The organism is Sanguibacter sp. TS_SC_8 (genome assembly GCF_055361235.1).
Map to the genome: position 1 here is coordinate 923,403 of NZ_CM143955.1, position 17,109 is coordinate 940,511.

At 64.3% G+C, this 17,109-nt stretch carries 27 protein-coding genes; all 27 read left to right on the forward strand.

What is annotated here, in order from left to right:
* Positions 1–115: 115 nt before the first annotated feature.
* The 27 genes from rpsL to ACWA15_RS04125 all read left to right on the forward strand — a co-directional run bounded on the left by rpsL (position 116) and on the right by ACWA15_RS04125 (position 17,101).
* Positions 116–490 carry a 30S ribosomal protein S12 gene (gene rpsL, locus ACWA15_RS03995; RefSeq protein ID WP_012867951.1) on the forward strand — a complete coding sequence of 125 codons (375 nt, stop codon included), beginning with the start codon at positions 116–118 and terminating at the stop codon, positions 488–490.
* A gap of 1 nt (position 491) precedes the next feature.
* The gene (rpsG, locus tag ACWA15_RS04000) at positions 492–962 is read left to right on the forward strand and encodes a 30S ribosomal protein S7 (protein WP_464058157.1); all 471 of its coding nucleotides are present in this window, start codon (positions 492–494) and stop codon (positions 960–962) included.
* 116 nt (positions 963–1,078) lie between these two features.
* Positions 1,079–3,181, forward strand: coding sequence for an elongation factor G (gene fusA, locus ACWA15_RS04005; protein WP_464058158.1), 2,103 nt, complete (start codon positions 1,079–1,081; stop codon positions 3,179–3,181).
* A 132-nt stretch (positions 3,182–3,313) separates the two neighbouring features.
* Entirely contained in the window at positions 3,314–4,504 is a 1,191-nt protein-coding gene (tuf, locus tag ACWA15_RS04010; protein ID WP_464058159.1) for an elongation factor Tu, read from the forward strand.
* A gap of 544 nt (positions 4,505–5,048) precedes the next feature.
* Complete coding sequence (rpsJ, locus tag ACWA15_RS04015; RefSeq protein WP_012867945.1) at positions 5,049–5,357, forward strand: 30S ribosomal protein S10; 309 nt, start codon at positions 5,049–5,051, stop codon at positions 5,355–5,357.
* A gap of 20 nt (positions 5,358–5,377) precedes the next feature.
* Positions 5,378–6,037, forward strand: coding sequence for a 50S ribosomal protein L3 (gene rplC, locus ACWA15_RS04020; RefSeq protein ID WP_464058160.1), 660 nt, complete (start codon positions 5,378–5,380; stop codon positions 6,035–6,037).
* A gap of 4 nt (positions 6,038–6,041) precedes the next feature.
* Positions 6,042–6,746 (forward strand): 50S ribosomal protein L4, encoded by a 705-nt coding sequence (gene rplD / locus ACWA15_RS04025; protein ID WP_464058161.1) that lies wholly within the window; start codon positions 6,042–6,044, stop codon positions 6,744–6,746.
* Positions 6,743–7,066, forward strand: coding sequence for a 50S ribosomal protein L23 (gene rplW / locus ACWA15_RS04030; RefSeq protein WP_464058162.1), 324 nt, complete (start codon positions 6,743–6,745; stop codon positions 7,064–7,066). The genes rplD and rplW overlap by 4 nt, the downstream gene beginning before the upstream one ends.
* A 32-nt stretch (positions 7,067–7,098) precedes the next feature.
* Positions 7,099–7,938, forward strand: coding sequence for a 50S ribosomal protein L2 (rplB, locus tag ACWA15_RS04035; protein ID WP_464058163.1), 840 nt, complete (start codon positions 7,099–7,101; stop codon positions 7,936–7,938).
* Between the two features lie 12 nt (positions 7,939–7,950).
* On the forward strand, positions 7,951–8,232 hold the full coding sequence (rpsS, locus tag ACWA15_RS04040) for a 30S ribosomal protein S19 (RefSeq protein WP_066464673.1): 282 nt from the start codon (positions 7,951–7,953) through the stop codon (positions 8,230–8,232).
* Positions 8,233–8,294: 62 nt separating this feature from the next.
* Positions 8,295–8,666, forward strand: coding sequence for a 50S ribosomal protein L22 (gene rplV, locus ACWA15_RS04045; RefSeq protein WP_093182129.1), 372 nt, complete (start codon positions 8,295–8,297; stop codon positions 8,664–8,666).
* Positions 8,666–9,496 (forward strand): 30S ribosomal protein S3, encoded by an 831-nt coding sequence (gene rpsC, locus ACWA15_RS04050; protein ID WP_464058164.1) that lies wholly within the window; start codon positions 8,666–8,668, stop codon positions 9,494–9,496. Before rplV ends, rpsC begins: the two co-directional genes overlap by 1 nt.
* A gap of 3 nt (positions 9,497–9,499) precedes the next feature.
* Positions 9,500–9,919, forward strand: coding sequence for a 50S ribosomal protein L16 (rplP, locus tag ACWA15_RS04055; protein WP_464058165.1), 420 nt, complete (start codon positions 9,500–9,502; stop codon positions 9,917–9,919).
* Positions 9,919–10,158, forward strand: coding sequence for a 50S ribosomal protein L29 (gene rpmC / locus ACWA15_RS04060; RefSeq protein ID WP_464058166.1), 240 nt, complete (start codon positions 9,919–9,921; stop codon positions 10,156–10,158). Before rplP ends, rpmC begins: the two co-directional genes overlap by 1 nt.
* A 7-nt stretch (positions 10,159–10,165) precedes the next feature.
* Positions 10,166–10,468 (forward strand): 30S ribosomal protein S17, encoded by a 303-nt coding sequence (gene rpsQ / locus ACWA15_RS04065; protein WP_464058167.1) that lies wholly within the window; start codon positions 10,166–10,168, stop codon positions 10,466–10,468.
* A 186-nt stretch (positions 10,469–10,654) separates the two neighbouring features.
* Positions 10,655–11,023: a 50S ribosomal protein L14 gene (gene rplN, locus ACWA15_RS04070; protein ID WP_066464661.1), complete on the forward strand. Its 369-nt coding sequence runs from the start codon at positions 10,655–10,657 to the stop codon at positions 11,021–11,023.
* Positions 11,024–11,025: 2 nt separating this feature from the next.
* Complete coding sequence (gene rplX / locus ACWA15_RS04075) at positions 11,026–11,376, forward strand: 50S ribosomal protein L24 (RefSeq protein ID WP_464058168.1); 351 nt, start codon at positions 11,026–11,028, stop codon at positions 11,374–11,376.
* On the forward strand, positions 11,376–11,945 hold the full coding sequence (gene rplE, locus ACWA15_RS04080; RefSeq protein WP_464058169.1) for a 50S ribosomal protein L5: 570 nt from the start codon (positions 11,376–11,378) through the stop codon (positions 11,943–11,945). The genes rplX and rplE overlap by 1 nt, the downstream gene beginning before the upstream one ends.
* Before the next feature lies 1 nt (position 11,946).
* Positions 11,947–12,132: a type Z 30S ribosomal protein S14 gene (locus tag ACWA15_RS04085; RefSeq protein WP_012867931.1), complete on the forward strand. Its 186-nt coding sequence runs from the start codon at positions 11,947–11,949 to the stop codon at positions 12,130–12,132.
* A gap of 76 nt (positions 12,133–12,208) precedes the next feature.
* A complete protein-coding gene (gene rpsH, locus ACWA15_RS04090) occupies positions 12,209–12,607 on the forward strand; it encodes a 30S ribosomal protein S8 (RefSeq protein ID WP_464058170.1) in 399 nt (132 codons plus the stop codon).
* 24 nt (positions 12,608–12,631) lie between these two features.
* A complete protein-coding gene (gene rplF, locus ACWA15_RS04095) occupies positions 12,632–13,171 on the forward strand; it encodes a 50S ribosomal protein L6 (protein WP_464058171.1) in 540 nt (179 codons plus the stop codon).
* Between the two features lie 2 nt (positions 13,172–13,173).
* Positions 13,174–13,545, forward strand: coding sequence for a 50S ribosomal protein L18 (rplR, locus tag ACWA15_RS04100; protein WP_464058172.1), 372 nt, complete (start codon positions 13,174–13,176; stop codon positions 13,543–13,545).
* A 37-nt stretch (positions 13,546–13,582) separates the two neighbouring features.
* Positions 13,583–14,242: a 30S ribosomal protein S5 gene (rpsE, locus tag ACWA15_RS04105; RefSeq protein WP_093182146.1), complete on the forward strand. Its 660-nt coding sequence runs from the start codon at positions 13,583–13,585 to the stop codon at positions 14,240–14,242.
* The gene (rpmD, locus tag ACWA15_RS04110; RefSeq protein ID WP_464059406.1) at positions 14,242–14,424 is read left to right on the forward strand and encodes a 50S ribosomal protein L30; all 183 of its coding nucleotides are present in this window, start codon (positions 14,242–14,244) and stop codon (positions 14,422–14,424) included. The genes rpsE and rpmD overlap by 1 nt, the downstream gene beginning before the upstream one ends.
* 2 nt (positions 14,425–14,426) lie before the next feature.
* Complete coding sequence (rplO, locus tag ACWA15_RS04115; RefSeq protein WP_464058173.1) at positions 14,427–15,029, forward strand: 50S ribosomal protein L15; 603 nt, start codon at positions 14,427–14,429, stop codon at positions 15,027–15,029.
* Positions 15,030–15,230: 201 nt separating this feature from the next.
* On the forward strand, positions 15,231–16,520 hold the full coding sequence (gene secY / locus ACWA15_RS04120) for a preprotein translocase subunit SecY (RefSeq protein WP_464058174.1): 1,290 nt from the start codon (positions 15,231–15,233) through the stop codon (positions 16,518–16,520).
* Positions 16,517–17,101, forward strand: coding sequence for an adenylate kinase (locus ACWA15_RS04125; protein ID WP_464058175.1), 585 nt, complete (start codon positions 16,517–16,519; stop codon positions 17,099–17,101). The genes secY and ACWA15_RS04125 overlap by 4 nt, the downstream gene beginning before the upstream one ends.
* The last annotated feature ends 8 nt before the right edge of the window (positions 17,102–17,109 follow it).

The window sequence follows — 17,109 nt, forward strand, 5'->3', positions numbered from 1 at the left end:
GGCGTATTGCAGCGAAGCTGCGGTGCCTTCGTGCACCCAGCCCGGACACAGACAAGCAATACAGACCAACAGCCACGACCGATTTTCGGTCGGCTCGAGTAGACACGGAGACGCAGTGCCCACGATTCAGCAGCTCGTCCGCAAGGGGCGGACATCAAAGGTCTCGAAGTCCAAGACGCCGGCCCTCAAGGGCTCCCCTCAGCGTCGCGGTGTGTGCACCCGCGTTTACACCACCACCCCGAAGAAGCCGAACTCCGCGCTCCGCAAGGTCGCCCGCGTCAAGCTCTCCAGCGGCGTTGAGGTCACGGCGTACATTCCCGGCGTCGGCCACAACCTCCAGGAGCACTCCATCGTGCTCGTTCGCGGCGGTCGTGTGAAGGACCTCCCCGGTGTGCGTTACAAGGTCATCCGCGGCGCTCTCGACACCCAGGGTGTCAAGAACCGCAAGCAGGCTCGCAGCCGTTATGGCGCGAAGAAGGAGAAGAGCTGAGATGCCTCGTAAGGGTCCGGCCCCGAAGCGGCCACTTATCATCGACCCGGTCTACGGATCGCCGGTCGTCACGCAACTGATCAACAAGGTTCTCCTCGACGGCAAGAAGTCGACCGCGGAAGCGATCGTCTACGGTGCCCTCGAAGGCGTTCGCGAGAAGACCGCCGGTGACCCCGTCGTCGTCCTCAAGCGCGCGCTGGAGAACGTCCGCCCCGCCCTCGAGGTCCGTTCACGCCGTGTTGGTGGAGCGACCTACCAGGTGCCCGTCGAGGTTCGCCCCACGCGTTCCACGACGCTCGCGCTGCGCTGGCTCACCGACTACTCGCGCGCACGTCGCGAGAAGACGATGACCGAGCGCCTCATGAACGAGATCCTCGACGCGAGCAACGGCCTCGGTGCCGCGGTCAAGCGTCGCGAGGACATCCACAAGATGGCCGAGTCGAACAAGGCATTCGCTCACTACCGCTGGTAGTGAAGGCAGCGTGCCCCGGGGACCTGTCCCCGGGGCACCTCCCCATCTCCCGACGCACGGCTTGCGTCACTGCTGTTCTTCGTGCTCCATCCCCCATCAGTAAGAGGTAAACCACCGTGGCACTTGACGTGCTGACCGACCTGAACAAGGTCCGCAACATCGGCATCATGGCCCACATCGATGCCGGCAAGACGACCACCACCGAGCGGATCCTGTTCTACACCGGGGTCAACTACAAGATCGGTGAGACGCACGACGGCGCGTCAACGATGGACTGGATGGAGCAGGAGCAGGAGCGCGGCATCACGATCACGTCGGCTGCGACGACCTGTTACTGGCACGACAACCAGATCAACATCATCGACACCCCCGGCCACGTGGACTTCACGGTCGAGGTCGAGCGTTCCCTGCGCGTCCTCGACGGCGCTGTCGCCGTCTTCGACGGCAAGGAAGGTGTCGAGCCTCAGTCCGAGACCGTCTGGCGCCAGGCCGACAAGTACGACGTCCCCCGCATCTGCTTCGTCAACAAGATGGACAAGCTCGGCGCGGACTTCTACTTCACCGTCTCGACGATCGTCAACCGCCTCAAGGCCAAGCCGCTCGTCATCCAGCTGCCCATCGGCTCCGAGAGCGACTTCATCGGTGTCATCGACCTCGTCGAGCAGAAGGCTCTCTTCTGGCGTGGGGAGACCGCGCTGGGCGAGGCCTACGCGACCGAGGAGATCCCTGAGGACCTCGCCGAGAAGGCCGCGCAGTACCGCGCGGACCTCATCGAGGCCGTCGCCGAGGCGAACGACGAGCTCATGGAGAAGTACCTCTCCGGCGAGGAGCTCACGGTCGCCGAGCTCAAGGCCGGCATCCGCGAGCTGACGATCCGTTCCGAGGCCTACCCGGTCCTGTGCGGCTCGGCGTTCAAGAACAAGGGCGTCCAGCCCATGCTCGACGCCGTCATCGACTACCTGCCGACGCCGCTCGACGTGCCCGCCATGGAGGGCCACGACGTTCGCGACGAAGAGAAGATCATCATCCGCCACCCCAGCGCTGACGAGCCCTTCTCCGCTCTGGCGTTCAAGGTCGCCACGCACCCGTTCTTCGGTCGCCTGACCTACGTCCGCGTGTACTCCGGCCGCGTCACCCAGGGCGCCCAGGTGCTCAACGCGACGAAGGGCAAGAAGGAGCGCATCGGAAAGCTCTTCCAGATGCACTCCAACAAGGAGAACCCGGTCGAGAGCGCTACCGCGGGCCACATCTACGCCTTCATCGGTCTCAAGGACGTCACGACCGGTGACACCCTCTGCGACCTCCAGAACCCGCTGGTCCTGGAATCGATGACCTTCCCCGAGCCCGTCATCTCGGTCGCCATCGAGCCGAAGACGAAGGGTGACCAGGAGAAGCTCTCCACGGCCATCCAGAAGCTCTCCGACGAGGACCCGACCTTCCAGGTCTCCCTCAACGAGGACACCGGCCAGACGGTCATCGCCGGCATGGGCGAGCTGCACCTCGACATCCTTGTCGACCGCATGCGTCGTGAGTTCCACGTCGAGGCGAACGTGGGCAAGCCCCAGGTCGCCTACCGTGAGACGATCCGCCGCATCGTCCCGAAGATCGACTACACGCACAAGAAGCAGACCGGTGGATCCGGCCAGTTCGCCAAGGTGCAGATGTCGTTCGAGCCTCTCGACCCCTCGGGTTCAGAGCTCTACATCTTCGAGAACAAGGTCTCGGGTGGACGTATCCCTCGCGAGTACATCCCGAGCGTCGACGCCGGTATCCAGTCCGCGATGCAGCTCGGTGTCCTCGCCGGCTACCCGCTGGTCGGGATCAAGGCCATCCTCCTCGACGGCGCGTACCACGACGTCGACTCCTCGGAGATGGCGTTCAAGATTGCCGGCTCGATGATCCTCAAAGAGGGCGTCAGGCAGGCGGACCCGGTTCTGCTCGAGCCGGTCATGGCCGTCGAGGTGCGTACCCCTGAGGAATACATGGGCGACGTCATCGGCGACATCAACTCACGCCGTGGCATGATCCAGGCGATGGAAGACGCGACCGGCGTGAAGGTCATCCAGGCACTCGTGCCTCTTTCCGAGATGTTCGGGTACATCGGCGACCTGCGGTCCAAGACCCAGGGCCGTGCTGTGTACTCGATGCAGTTCGACAGCTACTCCGAGGTTCCTCGGAACGTTGCCGAAGAGATCATCAAGAAGACCCGGGGCGAGTGAGTCCCCAACAGGTCGAACTGTAGTATCAAGACCATCAACCTGTAGCGACCCGCACGCCCCGCAGCTCCTCTCTCGCGAGAGGGAGGAGCTGCATCGTTCGGCACAACTACCCAAAGTCCCAGGAGGACCCCAGTGGCTAAGGCCAAGTTTGAGCGGAACAAGCCCCACGTCAACATCGGCACCATCGGTCACGTTGACCACGGCAAGACGACGCTGACCGCGGCGATCTCGAAGGTGCTGCACGACAAGTACCCGGACGTGAACCCTGAGTTCAAGTTCGACGAGATCGACAAGGCGCCCGAAGAGAAGCAGCGCGGTATCACCATCAACATCGCGCACATCGAGTACGAGACCGAGAAGCGCCACTACGCGCACGTCGACGCTCCCGGCCACGCTGACTACATCAAGAACATGATCACCGGTGCAGCGCAGATGGACGGCGCCATCCTCGTCGTCGCCGCGACCGATGGTCCGATGGCTCAGACCCGTGAGCACGTCCTGCTCGCCCGCCAGGTTGGTGTCCCCTACCTGATGGTCGCGCTGAACAAGGCCGACATGGTCGACGACGAGGAGATCCTCGAGCTCGTCGAGATGGAGGTGCGCGAGCTTCTCTCCGCACAGGGCTTCGACGGCGACAACGCTCCCGTCATGCGTGTCTCCGGCCTCAAGGCTCTTGAGGGCGACCCGGCCTGGACCCAGTCCGTCGCCGACCTCATGGACGCTGTCGACGAGCACGTCCCGGACCCCGTCCGTGACCTCGACAAGCCCTTCCTCATGCCGATCGAGGACGTCTTCACGATCACCGGTCGTGGAACCGTCGTCACCGGCAAGGTCGACCGTGGACGTCTCGCGATCAACTCCGAGGTCGAGATCGTCGGAATCCGCCCCGCGCAGAAGACGACCGTCACCGGCATCGAGACCTTTCACAAGTCCATGGACGAGGCGCAGGCCGGCGACAACACCGGACTTCTTCTTCGTGGCATCAAGCGCGAAGACGTCGAGCGCGGCCAGGTTGTCGTCAAGCCCGGCTCGATCACGCCTCACACGAACTTCGAGGCTCGCGTCTACATCCTGGGCAAGGACGAGGGCGGGCGTCACAACCCGTTCTACTCCAACTACCGCCCGCAGTTCTACTTCCGCACCACGGACGTCACCGGCGTCATCACGCTGCCTGAGGGCACCGAGATGGTCATGCCTGGCGACAACACCGAGATGTCGGTCGAGCTCATCCAGCCGATCGCCATGGAAGAGGGCCTCGGCTTCGCCATCCGCGAGGGTGGCCGCACCGTCGGATCGGGTCAGGTCACGAAGATCGTCAAGTGATCTTCTCTGACTAGCTGATCCAGCTGGCAACGCGTCGGCCCGGTGACCTCACGGTCACCGGGCCTTCGTGCGTCCTGCGTCGTTCCGGGCCGCCCCGCGCCGGCCGGAGCAGCCCCGTGGTCGCCACCCGGTTGTTCACCATCCGGCCAGGATGCGGTAACCTAGGTCACCGGAGACCTCATCCACGTGCGGCTGGCTTTTCTCACCGACGCGTGGCAGACTATCCAGGTTGCCTGTTGCAGGCGCGCTCCTTCTCATCTCGAACAGTGTGTTGAACATCGGGCCCCTCGAGGGGGGTTGTTCCGTGTGTTGAGCTCTCTGGGTGAGATCAGATCGAGGCACCGCGGAACCATCGGTTCAGCACAGGCGAGAAGACGTTGTGGTGTTGTACTGCGTCGTCGGGCACTTAGGCCCACGAACGCGGTTCGCATCACATATCCAACGGCCCGCACCACAGAGTGGTGCTGCGCAACGGCGTGTCACGCATAGCGACACGCCCGAGCGCGGGGGTCGGACAGTTCGAGAGAAAGAGTCAGACGACGCCATGGCGGGACAGAAGATCCGCATCCGGCTCAAGTCCTACGACCACGAGGTCATCGACAGCTCGGCGCGCAAGATCGTCGACACGGTGACACGCGCTGGTGCGACGGTCGTGGGCCCGGTGCCGTTGCCGACGGAGAAGAACGTATTCTGCGTTATCCGGTCGCCTCACAAGTACAAGGACAGCCGCGAGCACTTTGAAATGCGCACGCACAAGCGGCTCATCGACATCATCGATCCCACGCCGAAGGCGGTCGATTCGCTCATGCGTCTCGACCTGCCCGCGGACGTGAACATCGAGATCAAGCTCTGAGACTGGGGGAGGACATACACATGGCTACCCAGCAGAACGAGCGGCCCGTCACGGCCGTACTCGGAACCAAGCTCGGTATGACTCAGGTCTGGAACGAAGCAGGACTTCTCGTTCCCGTGACCGTGGTCGAGGTCGGCACCAACGTGGTGACCCAGGTCCGTTCCGCAGAGGTCGACGGCTACGCAGCCGTCCAGCTCGCGTACGGCCAGATCGACCCGCGCAAGGTGACGCAGCCTCTGAAGGGTCACTTCGAGAAGGCCGGGGTCACCCCGCGCCGTCACGTGACCGAAATCCGTACGTCCAACGCTGGCGAGTTCGCGCTCGGCCAGGAGATCACCGCCGACGCCTTCGAGGCCGGCAGTGTCGTGGACGTCATCGGAACGACCAAGGGTAAGGGTTTCGCCGGTGTGATGAAGCGTCACGGCTTCCACGGCGTCGGAGCTTCCCACGGTGCGCACAAGAACCACCGCAAGCCTGGCTCGATCGGTGGGGCTTCAACCCCGTCGCGCGTGTTCAAGGGCATGCGGATGGCCGGTCGGATGGGCGTTGACCGTCAGACCACCCAGAACCTAACCGTTTACGCGGTCGACGCCGCGAAGGGACTGCTGCTCGTCAAGGGCGCCGTTCCTGGCCCCAGGGGTGGCGTCGTCCTCGTGCGTAGTGCCGCGAAGGGTGCGTGACAGCATGTCTGAAACGCTGACCGTCGACGTCATCGACGCCACAGGCAAGAAGGCCGGCACCGCCGAGCTTCCCGCCGAGGTGTTCGACGTCCAGACGAACATTCCATTGATCCACCAGGTCGTTGTCGCGCAGCTCGCTGCAGCCCGTCAGGGTACGCACAGCACCAAGACCCGCGGTGAAGTCCGCGGTGGTGGACGCAAGCCGTACAAGCAGAAGGGCACCGGCCGGGCTCGTCAGGGCTCGATCCGTGCACCTCAGTTCGCCGGTGGTGGCGTCGTCCACGGCCCCAAGCCGCGTGACTACAGCCAGCGCACCCCCAAGAAGATGAAGGTTGCCGCCCTGCGCGGTGCCCTCTCTGACCGGGCACGCGCCGGCCGCATCCACGTCGTGACGGGATTCGGGATCGACGGTTCGCCGTCGACCAAGCAGGCGATCAACTCGCTCGCGAACCTGTCACCGCGCAAGCACGTGCTCGTCATCCTCGAGCGCGGCGACGACGTGACGGTGAAGTCCCTGCAGAACGCTGAGCAGGTTCACCTTCTGGTTGCCGACCAGCTCAACACCTACGACGTGCTCGTCTCCGACGACGTGGTCTTCACGCAGGGTGCACTTGCTGCATTCCTCGCGGGCCCCCCCAAGGGTGCATCGGCCAAGGCCGTGGCGACCGAGTCCGAGTCGGCTGAGCTCGTGAAGGAGGACGCCAAGTGACTGCTCCAGTGACTTCGACGCCAACTGTTCAGAAGAACCCTCGCGACATCGTGATCGCACCGGTTCTCTCTGAGAAGAGCTACGGCCTGCTCGACGAGGGAAAGTACACCTTCCTCGTCGACCCGCGGGCGAACAAGACAGAGATCAAGATCGCGGTCGAGAAGATCTTCGACGTCAAGGTCGCCTCCGTCAACACGATCAACCGCAAGGGTAAGACCAGGCGGACCCGTTTCGGTATCGGCAAGCGCAAGGACACCAAGCGTGCAATCGTCTCCCTCCGTGAGGGTTCGATTGACATGTTCGGTGGACCAGTCGGCTGAGCCGGCCGAGAGCAGATTGAGGACAGATCCCCATGGGAATCCGTAAGTACAAGCCGACTACGCCCGGACGCCGCGGCGCCAGCGTGGCCGACTTCGTCGAGATCACGCGCTCGGAGCCGGAGAAGTCGCTGATCCGCCCGCTCCACAAGACCGGTGGCCGTAACAGCTCCGGTCGGATCACCACCCGTCACAAGGGTGGTGGCCACAAGCGTGCGTACCGCGTCATCGACTTCCGTCGCCACGACAAGGACGGCGTGCCCGCCAAGGTCGCTCACATCGAGTACGACCCGAACCGGACCGCCCGCATCGCGCTGCTGCACTATGCAGACGGCGAGAAGCGCTACATCATCGCCCCGAACAAGCTGCGCCAGGGTGACCCGATCGAGAACGGTGCCGGTGCTGACATCAAGCCCGGCAACAACCTGCCTCTTCGGAACATCCCGACCGGTACGGTCATCCACGCCATCGAGCTCAAGCCCGGTGGCGGCGCGAAGATCGCACGTTCGGCCGGTGTCTCTGTTCAGCTCGTCGCCAAGGACGGAACATTCGCCCAGCTGCGTATGCCGTCCGGTGAGATCCGCAACGTCGACCTGCGCTGCCGCGCCACGGTCGGCGAGGTGGGCAACGCCGAGCAGTCCAACATCAACTGGGGCAAGGCCGGCCGCATGAGGTGGAAGGGCAAGCGCCCGACCGTCCGTGGTGTCGCCATGAACCCGGTCGACCACCCGCACGGTGGTGGTGAGGGTAAGACGTCCGGTGGACGTCACCCCGTCAGCCCGTGGGGACAGGCCGAAGGCCGTACCCGTCGTCCCAACAAGGCGAGCGACAAGCTGATCGTCCGTCGCCGTCGTACCGGCAACAAGAAGCGTTGATAGGAGCCTGACATGCCACGCAGCCTGAAGAAGGGCCCCTTCGTCGATGGACACCTCCAGAAGAAGGTGGACGTCCAGAACGAGAAGGGGACCAAGAACGTCATCAAGACATGGTCCCGCCGGTCGGTCATCACGCCCGACTTCCTCGGTCACACTTTCGCCGTGCACGACGGTCGCAAGCACACCCCGGTGTTCGTCACCGAATCGATGGTCGGACACAAGCTCGGCGAGTTCTCGCCGACGCGCACCTTCCGTGGCCACGTGAAAGACGACAAGAAGGGTCGTCGCCGCTGACCCCCGCGGGTCAGTAGCGACAGGACCTCTTGGTCATGACCAGACAAGAAGGCAGGACAGCAATGGAAGCCAAGGCGCAGGCACGGTTCGTCCGTGTCACGCCTCAGAAGGCCCGGCGCGTCGTGGATCTTATCCGTGGCAAGCAGGCTACTGAGGCTGTCGCGGTGCTGAAGTTCGCACCGCAAACGGCCAGTGAGCCGATCCTCAAGGTCGTGCAGAGCGCGATCGCGAACGCACGGGTCAAGGCAGACCGCGCGAGTGTCGCATTTGACGAGCACCAGCTCTTCATCTCTGAGGCGTTCATCGACGAGGGACCAACCCTCAAGAGGTTCCGTCCCCGTGCGCAGGGGCGAGCCAGCCAGATCCTCAAGCGGACGAGCCACATCACTGTGGTCGTCGCTCCGCGCGAAGACACGAAGGGAAGGGCCCGATAGTGGGACAGAAGGTTCACCCGCACGGGTACCGTCTCGGGATCACCACCGACCACCGGTCACGTTGGTTCGCCGACAGCACCAAGCCCGGTCAGCGCTACCGTGACTACGTCCGCGAGGACGTCCAGATCCGCAAGCTCATGGGCACAGGCCTCGAGCGCGCTGGAATCTCGAAGGTTGAGATCGAGCGCACCCGCGACCGCGTCCGCGTCGACATCCACACGGCCCGTCCGGGCATCGTGATCGGTCGTCGTGGCGCCGAGGCAGACCGCATCCGCGGCGAGCTGGAGAAGCTCACCGGCAAGCAGGTTCAGCTCAACATCCTCGAGGTCAAGAACGCTGAGATCGATGCTCAGCTCGTGGCCCAGGGGATCGCCGAGCAGCTTGCCAGCCGCGTGTCCTTCCGACGCGCCATGCGCAAGGGCATGCAGTCCGCTCAGCGCGCCGGAGCCAAGGGCATCCGTGTCCAGTGCTCCGGTCGTCTCGGCGGCGCTGAGATGAGCCGTAGCGAGTTCTACCGCGAAGGCCGTGTGCCACTGCACACGCTCCGCGCGAACATCGACTATGGGTTCTTCGAGGCCCGCACCTCGTTCGGCCGTATCGGCGTCAAGGTGTGGATCTACAAGGGCGACATGACCGAGAAGGAGTTCGCTGCTCAGCAGGCGACGCAGGCGCCCCGTGCGCCCCGCGGAGCCCCGCGTGGTGGCGAGCGTCCGGCTCGCGGTGGTCGTCGCAACGAGCGTCCGGCTTCCGCCGAGGCGCCCGCCCAGGCCGAGCAGGCTCCTGCAGCTGCAGAAGCCGCACCGGCCGCTGAGTCCGGAACGGAGGCCTGAGCGATGCTTATCCCGCGCAGGCTCAAGCACCGCAAGCAGCACCACCCCGGGCGCTCCGGCGCTGCAACGGGTGGTACAACGATCGCGTTCGGTGAGTTCGGTATCCAGGCTCTTGAGCCTGCATACGTGACGAACCGTCAGATCGAGGCTGCTCGTATCGCCATGACCCGCCACATCAAGCGTGGTGGCAAGGTCTGGATCAACATCTACCCCGACCGTCCGCTGACCAAGAAGCCGGCGGAGACCCGAATGGGTTCAGGTAAGGGTTCCCCCGAGTGGTGGATCGCCAACGTCAAGCCCGGTCGAATCGTCTTCGAGCTCGCCGGTGTCCCGGAGCCCCTGGCTCGGGAGGCTATGCGTCGCGCAATCCACAAGCTCCCGATGAAGTGCCGTTTCGTGGTGCGCGAGGGTGGTGGCAGCTGATGGCTTTCGGAACCAAGGATCTGGCTCCTAGCGAGTTGGACGGGTTCGACAACGAGAAGCTCGTTGCGGAACTCGAGAAGGCGAAGAAGGAGCTCTTCAACCTCCGCTTCCAGTCGGCCACCGGCCAGCTGGAGAGCCACGGTCGGCTCAAGGCTGTTCGTCGTGACATCGCGCGGATCTACACGATCCTGCGTGAGCGCGAGCTCGGCATCCGTACCGCACCGAGCGTGAGTGAGTGAGGCTGACATGAGCGACAAGACAACTGCTGAGGCAGCTGCAGAGCAGGACGTCACCGCCAACCGGGCGAACCGCAAGACGCGGCGCGGCTATGTTGTCAGTGACAAGATGAACAAGACGATCGTCATCGAGGTCGAAGATCGGGTCAAGCACCCGCTCTACGGTAAGGTGATCCGACGTACGAGCAAGGTCAAGGCGCACGACGAGCAGAACTCTGCTGGTATCGGCGACCTCGTCCTCATCATGGAGACTCGGCCGCTGTCCGCCACCAAGCGGTGGCGACTGGTCGAGATCCTCGAGAAGGCCAAGTAGTTCACGAAGGCCGCACCATCCAAGCAGCACTGCACTTGGAAGTAGAGCCCGCACGACCTTGAGGGGCGGACCGTGGTGACACGGCCCGCCCCACAGGGGTGAGGGCAGCTACTACAGTGCTTGACAGCCATCCGTTCGGCAAGGCTCGCACAGGCGAGAACCGGCTCGACGACAGGAGTTCATTACATGATCCAGCAGGAGTCGCGACTTCGGGTCGCCGACAACACGGGTGCCAAGGAAATTCTCTGCATCCGCGTTCTCGGTGGGTCGGGCCGTCGCTACGCCGGAATCGGCGACGTCATTGTCGCAACAGTCAAGGACGCGATCCCCGGCGGTAACGTGAAGAAGGGCGATGTGGTCAAGGCCGTCATCGTCCGGACAACCAAGGAGCGCCGTCGTCCCGACGGTTCCTACATCAAGTTCGACGAGAACGCAGCGGTCATTCTCAAGAATGACGGCGAGCCTCGTGGAACCCGCATCTTCGGCCCGGTTGGCCGCGAGCTGCGCGACAAGAAGTTCATGAAGATCATCTCGTTGGCGATGGAGGTGCTCTGACCATGGCGAAGATCAAGAAGGGCGACACGGTGATTGTGATCGCCGGTCGCGACAAGGGAAAGACGGGCCGCGTCCTGTCGGTGCTCACGGACTCTGACCGTGTCATCGTCGAGGGCGTCCAGCGCGTCACCAAGCACGTCAAGGTCGGTCAGACCCAGCGGGGGACCACCACGGGCGGGATCGAGACCGTTGAGGCCGCGATCCACGTCAGCAACGTGGCGTTCTACGACGCTGAGTCCAAGCGCGCGAAGCGTCTCGGTGTCCGCACCGAGCAGGTCGAGCGTGACGGCCGCACCCGTGCGGTTCGCGTGCGCGTGACCCGTGGACACGGCGACGCCGAGAAGGACATCTGATGAGCACTGAGACGTACGCGAAGGCACAGCCTCGCCTCAAGGCCCGCTACGCCGAGGAGATCCTCCCCGGCCTGCGCGAAGAGTTCTCTCACGAGAACATCAACCAGGTGGCCGGCCTGACCAAGATCGTGGTCAACATGGGTGTTGGTGATGCAGCCAAGGACTCCAAGCTGATCGAGGGCGCCATCCGCGACCTCACCGCGATCACCGGTCAGAAGCCGCAGGTCACGAAGGCCCGCAAGTCGATCGCCCAGTTCAAGCTGCGTGAGGGTATGCCCATCGGCGCCCACGTCACGCTGCGTGGCGACCGCATGTGGGAGTTCGCGGACCGGCTCCTGTCGATCGCTCTGCCGCGTATCCGTGACTTCCGCGGGCTCTCGCCCAAGCAGTTCGATGGACACGGCAACTACACGTTCGGTCTGACCGAGCAGGCGATGTTCCACGAGATCGACCCCGACAAGGTTGACCGCGTTCGTGGTATGGACATCACTGTTGTGACTTCCGCTACCACCGACGCTGAGGGCCGTTCGCTTCTGAAGCGTCTCGGCTTCCCCTTCAAGGAGAACTGACATGGCGAAGAAGGCCCTGGTCAACAAGGCAGCCGCGAAGCCCAAGTTCGCGGTCCGTGCCTACACCCGGTGCCAGAAGTGCGGTCGCCCGCACTCTGTGTACCGCAAGTTCGGACTCTGCCGTATCTGTGTGCGCGAGATGGCACACCGCGGCGAGCTTCCCGGCGTCACCAAGAGCAGCTGGTAACAACTACGTCGAAGGTCCCGACCGTGTCGTCTGACGACACGAGCTGGATACCCCGTCGAGGAAGGGCAAAAGCCCAATGACGATGACCGACCCGATCGCAGACATGCTTACGCGTCTGCGTAACGCGAACTCGGCTTACCACGAGACGGTGACCATGCCGTTCTCGAAGCTGAAGTCGCACATTGCTGAGATTTTGCAGGCTGAGGGATACATCTCCGGCTGGACCGTTGAGGACGCCCCCGTGGGCCAGTACCTCACCCTCCAGCTGAAGTTCGGCCAGGACCGCGAGCGTTCGCTCGCCGGCATCCGCCGTATCTCCAAGCCTGGCCTGCGTGTATACGCAAAGTCCACGAACTTGCCCAAGGTTCTCGGCGGACTGGGAGTGGCCATCTTGTCCACGTCCTCAGGCCTCCTGACCGACCGGCAGGCCGCAAAGAAGGGCGTAGGTGGGGAAGTCCTCGCCTACGTCTGGTAATCGGAAGACGGAGAGGAGATAGCCATGTCCCGTATCGGCAAAGTCCCCGTCCCGGTTCCCTCCGGAGTGGACATCACCATCAGCGGAGCGTTGGTGACGGTCAAGGGCCCCAAGGGGTCTCTCGAGCACGTCATCCCCGCCCCTATCGAGGTTGCTCGCGCTGAGGATGGTGCTCTTGTAGTCACCCGCCCCAACGATGAGCGCACCTCACGCGCCCTGCACGGCCTCACTCGGACGCTGCTCGCCAACATGATCATCGGTGTTGTCGACGGCTACGAGAAGAAGCTCGAGATCGTCGGTACCGGTTACCGCGTCACGGCGAAGGGCTCCCAGCTGGAGTTCGCGCTCGGCTTCAGCCACCCGGTTGTCATCCCGGCACCCGAGGGCATCACCTTTGCTGTCGAAGCACCGACCAAGTTCTCGGTCAGTGGCATCGACAAGCAGCAGGTGGGCGAGGTTGCTGCGAACATCCGCAAGATCCGCAAGCCTGAGCCTTACAAGGGCAAGGGCGTGCGTTACGCCGGCGAGATCGTCCGCCGCAAGGCCGGAAAGGCTGGTAAGTAACCATGGCTCTCAAGATCATGGGCAAGGGAAAGGCTGTCGCGCGCAAGCGTCGTCACCTTCGCCTGCGCAAGAAGGTCTCAGGCACGCCTGTCCAGCCGCGCCTGGTGGTTACGCGTTCCGCTCGCCACATGACCGCACAGGTCGTCGATGACACCATCGGCCAGACCATCGCATCAGCGTCGACCCTCGAGGCCGACCTGCGTGCATTCGACGGTGACAAGTCTGCCAAGGCCCGCAAGATTGGCGAGCTCGTTGCAGAACGTGCGAAGGCAGTCGGCGTCTCGGCAGTCGTGTTCGACCGCGGGGGCAACAAGTACCACGGCCGAGTGGCAGCAGTCGCTGACGGAGCCCGCGAAGGCGGTCTTTCCCTGTGACGCGAACCACTTCCGCATCGAAGCAAAGGACTCTCTGATGGCTGCAGGGCAGCGCAGCACCACCGGCGCCCCTACGGGCGGCGCCACCACCGAGCAGAACGATCGTCGTAACGACCGTCGCGGCGGAGGCCGCGGAGACGGTCGACGCGAGGCACCTGAGAAGAGTGCCTTCGTCGAGCGTGTCGTGACGATCAACCGTGTGTCCAAGGTCGTCAAGGGCGGCCGTCGCTTCAGCTTCACCGCGCTCGTCGTGGTCGGAGACGGCGACGGAACTGTCGGCGTCGGCTACGGCAAGGCGAAGGAAGTTCCTGCGGCGATCGCCAAGGGTGTCGAGGAGGCCAAGAAGAGCTTCTTCAAGGTTCCTCGCATCCAGGGCACCATCCCGCACCCCATCACTGGTGAAGCAGCAGCCGGCGTCGTGTTCCTGCGCCCTGCGGCACCCGGTACCGGCGTCATCGCCGGTGGTCCGGTTCGCGCAGTGCTCGAGTGCGCAGGTATCCACGACGTCCTGTCGAAGTCGCTTGGTTCCACCAACGCGATCAACATCGTGCACGCCACGGTGGCAGCACTGCGCGGACTGGAGCTGCCTGAGGCAGTTGCAGCTCGTCGTGGCCTGCCGCTCGAGCACGTCGCTCCGGCGGCGCTGCTCCGTGCACAGGCCGCCGGTCGGGCCGCAGCAGCAGGGGCAGGTGCATGATGGCCCGTCTCAAGGTGACCCAGATCAAGTCCGGCATCGGCGGCAAGCAGAACCAGCGCGACACCCTGCGCACTCTTGGCCTCAAGCGGATCGGCGACACCGCCGTGAAGGAAGACCGCCCGGAGATCCGCGGGATGGTCGCAACGGTGACACACCTCGTTACCGTTGAGGAGGTCGAGTGATCATGGCTGAGAAGTCAGAGAAGAAGGACGTCGCCGCCAAGGTGGACGCTCCCGTGAAGAAGGTTGCTGCCAAGAAGGCTCCGGCCAAGAAGGCAGCTCCGGCTGCCGAGGCAGCACCGAAGGTGAAGACGGCAAAGGCTCAGCCTGCTGACGTCGGAGCCGGTGGACTCGTCAAGGTCCACCACCTGCGTCCCGCCCCGGGTGCCAAGACCGCCAAGACCCGTGTGGGTCGTGGTGAGGCATCCAAGGGTAAGACCGCCGGACGTGGAACCAAGGGCCAGAAGGCCCGGTACCAGGTTCCTGAGCGCTTCGAGGGTGGACAGACGCCGATGCACATGCGGCTTCCGAAGCTCCGTGGGTTCAAGAACCCGTTCCGCACCGAGTACCAGGTCGTCAACCTGGAGAAGCTGTCCGCCCTGTTCCCCGAGGGTGGATCGGTCACGGTCGACGGTCTCGTCGCGAAGGGCGCCGTCCGCAAGGGCGAGCTCGTCAAGGTGCTCGGCACCGGCGAGATCACGGTCAAGCTCGACGTGACCGTGGACAAGGTCTCCAGCAGCGCCAAGGACAAGATCCTTGCTGCTGGTGGTTCCGTCTCGCAGGACTGACACACCACCGCAGGGCCGGTCGCGCATCGCGCGACCGGCCCTGTCGGCGTCTGTGGACACGTTTGTGAACCGGCTTTCGTTCGGATTATCGTGAACTGGACCACAGCAGATAGGGTTCGGTGGGCGTCGGTGAACCGACACCATCTTCAGCGGCCGGTGAACCGGTATCAACATCCCGCTCCGGCGGACCAGGAGGACTAGGTGCTCAGCGCATTCGCAAGGGCGTTCCGTACGCCCGACCTGCGGCGAAAGCTGCTGTTCACGATCTCGATCATGGCGATCTTCCGCGTCGGGTCCTTCGTGCCGTCACCAGGTGTGGACTACGGAAACGTGCAGCAGTGCCTGACCAACGGGAGCCAGAGCGACATCCTCGGCCTGGTCAACCTGTTCAGCGGCGGTGCGCTGCTTCAGCTGTCGATCTTCGCGCTCGGCATCATGCCGTACATCACGGCCTCCATCATCGTCCAGCTCCTGCGCGTGGTCATCCCGCACTTCGAGGCGCTGCACAAGGAAGGCCAGTCCGGAACCGCCAAGCTCACGCAGTACACCCGGTACCTGACGATCGGTCTGGCCGTGCTGCAGGCGACGACGTACGTGACCATGGCGCGCAGCGGACAGCTGCTGCCCGGGTGCGACGTCATCCCGAACTCGAGCATCATGACCTCGCTGATCATCGTCATCACGATGACCGCGGGATCCGGCCTCATCATGTGGCTCGGTGAGCTCATCAGCGAGCGCGGCATCGGCAACGGTATGTCCCTGCTCATCTTCACCTCGATCGCGGCGAGCTTCCCGCCCGCCCTGTGGTCGATCGCCGGCGGCGCCGGCGGCCCGCAGAAGTTCACCATCGTCGTCCTCGTGACGCTGCTCGTGGTGGCCCTCGTCGTCTTCGTCGAGCAGTCCCAGCGTCGGATCCCGGTCCAGTACGCCAAGCGCATGGTCGGCCGCAAGATGTATGGCGGCTCGACCACGTACATCCCGATCAAGATCAACATGGCCGGCGTGATCCCGGTGATCTTCGCCTCCTCCCTGCTCGCCGTCCCGGGACTGATCGCCCAGTTCGCCAGCCCCGAGTCCGCGTGGGTGGCCTGGGTCCAGCGCAACCTCGTGACCACGAGCGCACCCCTGCACCTGGTCATCTACGTCCTGCTCATCCTCTTCTTCTGCTTCTTCTACACCGCCATCACGTTCAACCCGGACGAGGTCGCCGACAACATGAAGAAGTACGGCGGATTCGTGCCCGGCATCCGGGCCGGCCGCCCCACGGCCGAGTACCTCGACTACGTGATCACCCGGATCACGTCGGCCGGTTCTGTCTACCTCGCGCTCGTCGCGCTGATCCCCACGATCACCTTCATCGCCATGGACGTCGGTCAGAACATCCCGTTCGGTGGGACCTCGATCCTCATCATCGTCGGTGTCGGTCTCGAGACGGTGAAGCAGATCGACTCTCAGCTGCAGCAGCGCCACTACGAAGGGTTCCTCCGATGAGCATGCGTCTGGTCCTCCTGGGCCCCCCCGGGGCCGGCAAAGGCACGCAGGCCTCGCGCCTGGCCGAGACCCTCGGCGTCGAGGCCATCTCGACCGGCGACATCTTCCGCGCGAACATCAAGGGTGAGACCGAGCTGGGCAAGCTCGCCCAGGAGTACACCGCCAAGGGCGAGCTCGTGCCCGACGAGGTCACCAACGCCATGGTGCGGGACAAGCTGACGGCCAAGTCCGCCGCCGGTGAGGTCGGGTTCATCCTCGACGGGTACCCGCGCAACGTCGCCCAGGTCGCTGAGCTCGACGCGATCCTCGCCGACCTGGGGCTGGCCCTGGACGGCGCCCTGGAGATCACTGCGGACGCCGACATCGTGACCGAGCGACTGCTCAAGCGGGCCGAGATCGAGGGTCGCGTCGACGACACGGAGCCGGTCATCCGCCACCGCCTCTCCGTCTACGCCGAGCAGACCGCCCCGATCTCCGGCCTCTACGCCGCTCGCGGGACCCTGGTCGAGGTCGACGGGATCGGTGAGGTCGCCGACGTCACCGCTCGTCTCGTCGCGGCACTGGCCTCCCTGACCGCCTGACCTCCGCG

Bases quoted from the DNA above. Each gene is read 5' to 3' on its own strand.
- rpsE (WP_093182146.1), top strand. From the start codon at position 13,583: ATGGCTGCAGGGCAGCGCAGCACCACCGGCGCCCCTACGGGCGGCGCC.
- rpsG (WP_464058157.1), top strand. From the start codon at position 492: ATGCCTCGTAAGGGTCCGGCCCCGAAGCGGCCACTTATCATCGACCCG.
- rpmC (WP_464058166.1), top strand. From the start codon at position 9,919: ATGGCTTTCGGAACCAAGGATCTGGCTCCTAGCGAGTTGGACGGGTTC.
- rplV (WP_093182129.1), top strand. From the start codon at position 8,295: ATGGAAGCCAAGGCGCAGGCACGGTTCGTCCGTGTCACGCCTCAGAAG.
- rpsH (WP_464058170.1), top strand. From the start codon at position 12,209: ATGACGATGACCGACCCGATCGCAGACATGCTTACGCGTCTGCGTAAC.
- rpmD (WP_464059406.1), top strand. From the start codon at position 14,242: ATGGCCCGTCTCAAGGTGACCCAGATCAAGTCCGGCATCGGCGGCAAG.
- rplF (WP_464058171.1), top strand. From the start codon at position 12,632: ATGTCCCGTATCGGCAAAGTCCCCGTCCCGGTTCCCTCCGGAGTGGAC.
- ACWA15_RS04125 (WP_464058175.1), top strand. From the start codon at position 16,517: ATGAGCATGCGTCTGGTCCTCCTGGGCCCCCCCGGGGCCGGCAAAGGC.
- rplR (WP_464058172.1), top strand. From the start codon at position 13,174: ATGGCTCTCAAGATCATGGGCAAGGGAAAGGCTGTCGCGCGCAAGCGT.
- rplB (WP_464058163.1), top strand. From the start codon at position 7,099: ATGGGAATCCGTAAGTACAAGCCGACTACGCCCGGACGCCGCGGCGCC.
- rpsS (WP_066464673.1), top strand. From the start codon at position 7,951: ATGCCACGCAGCCTGAAGAAGGGCCCCTTCGTCGATGGACACCTCCAG.
- rpsQ (WP_464058167.1), top strand. From the start codon at position 10,166: ATGAGCGACAAGACAACTGCTGAGGCAGCTGCAGAGCAGGACGTCACC.
- rplC (WP_464058160.1), top strand. From the start codon at position 5,378: ATGGCTACCCAGCAGAACGAGCGGCCCGTCACGGCCGTACTCGGAACC.
- rplX (WP_464058168.1), top strand. From the start codon at position 11,026: ATGGCGAAGATCAAGAAGGGCGACACGGTGATTGTGATCGCCGGTCGC.
- rplO (WP_464058173.1), top strand. From the start codon at position 14,427: ATGGCTGAGAAGTCAGAGAAGAAGGACGTCGCCGCCAAGGTGGACGCT.
- rplD (WP_464058161.1), top strand. From the start codon at position 6,042: ATGTCTGAAACGCTGACCGTCGACGTCATCGACGCCACAGGCAAGAAG.
- ACWA15_RS04085 (WP_012867931.1), top strand. From the start codon at position 11,947: ATGGCGAAGAAGGCCCTGGTCAACAAGGCAGCCGCGAAGCCCAAGTTC.
- rplP (WP_464058165.1), top strand. From the start codon at position 9,500: ATGCTTATCCCGCGCAGGCTCAAGCACCGCAAGCAGCACCACCCCGGG.
- rpsJ (WP_012867945.1), top strand. From the start codon at position 5,049: ATGGCGGGACAGAAGATCCGCATCCGGCTCAAGTCCTACGACCACGAG.
- rplE (WP_464058169.1), top strand. From the start codon at position 11,376: ATGAGCACTGAGACGTACGCGAAGGCACAGCCTCGCCTCAAGGCCCGC.
- rplN (WP_066464661.1), top strand. From the start codon at position 10,655: ATGATCCAGCAGGAGTCGCGACTTCGGGTCGCCGACAACACGGGTGCC.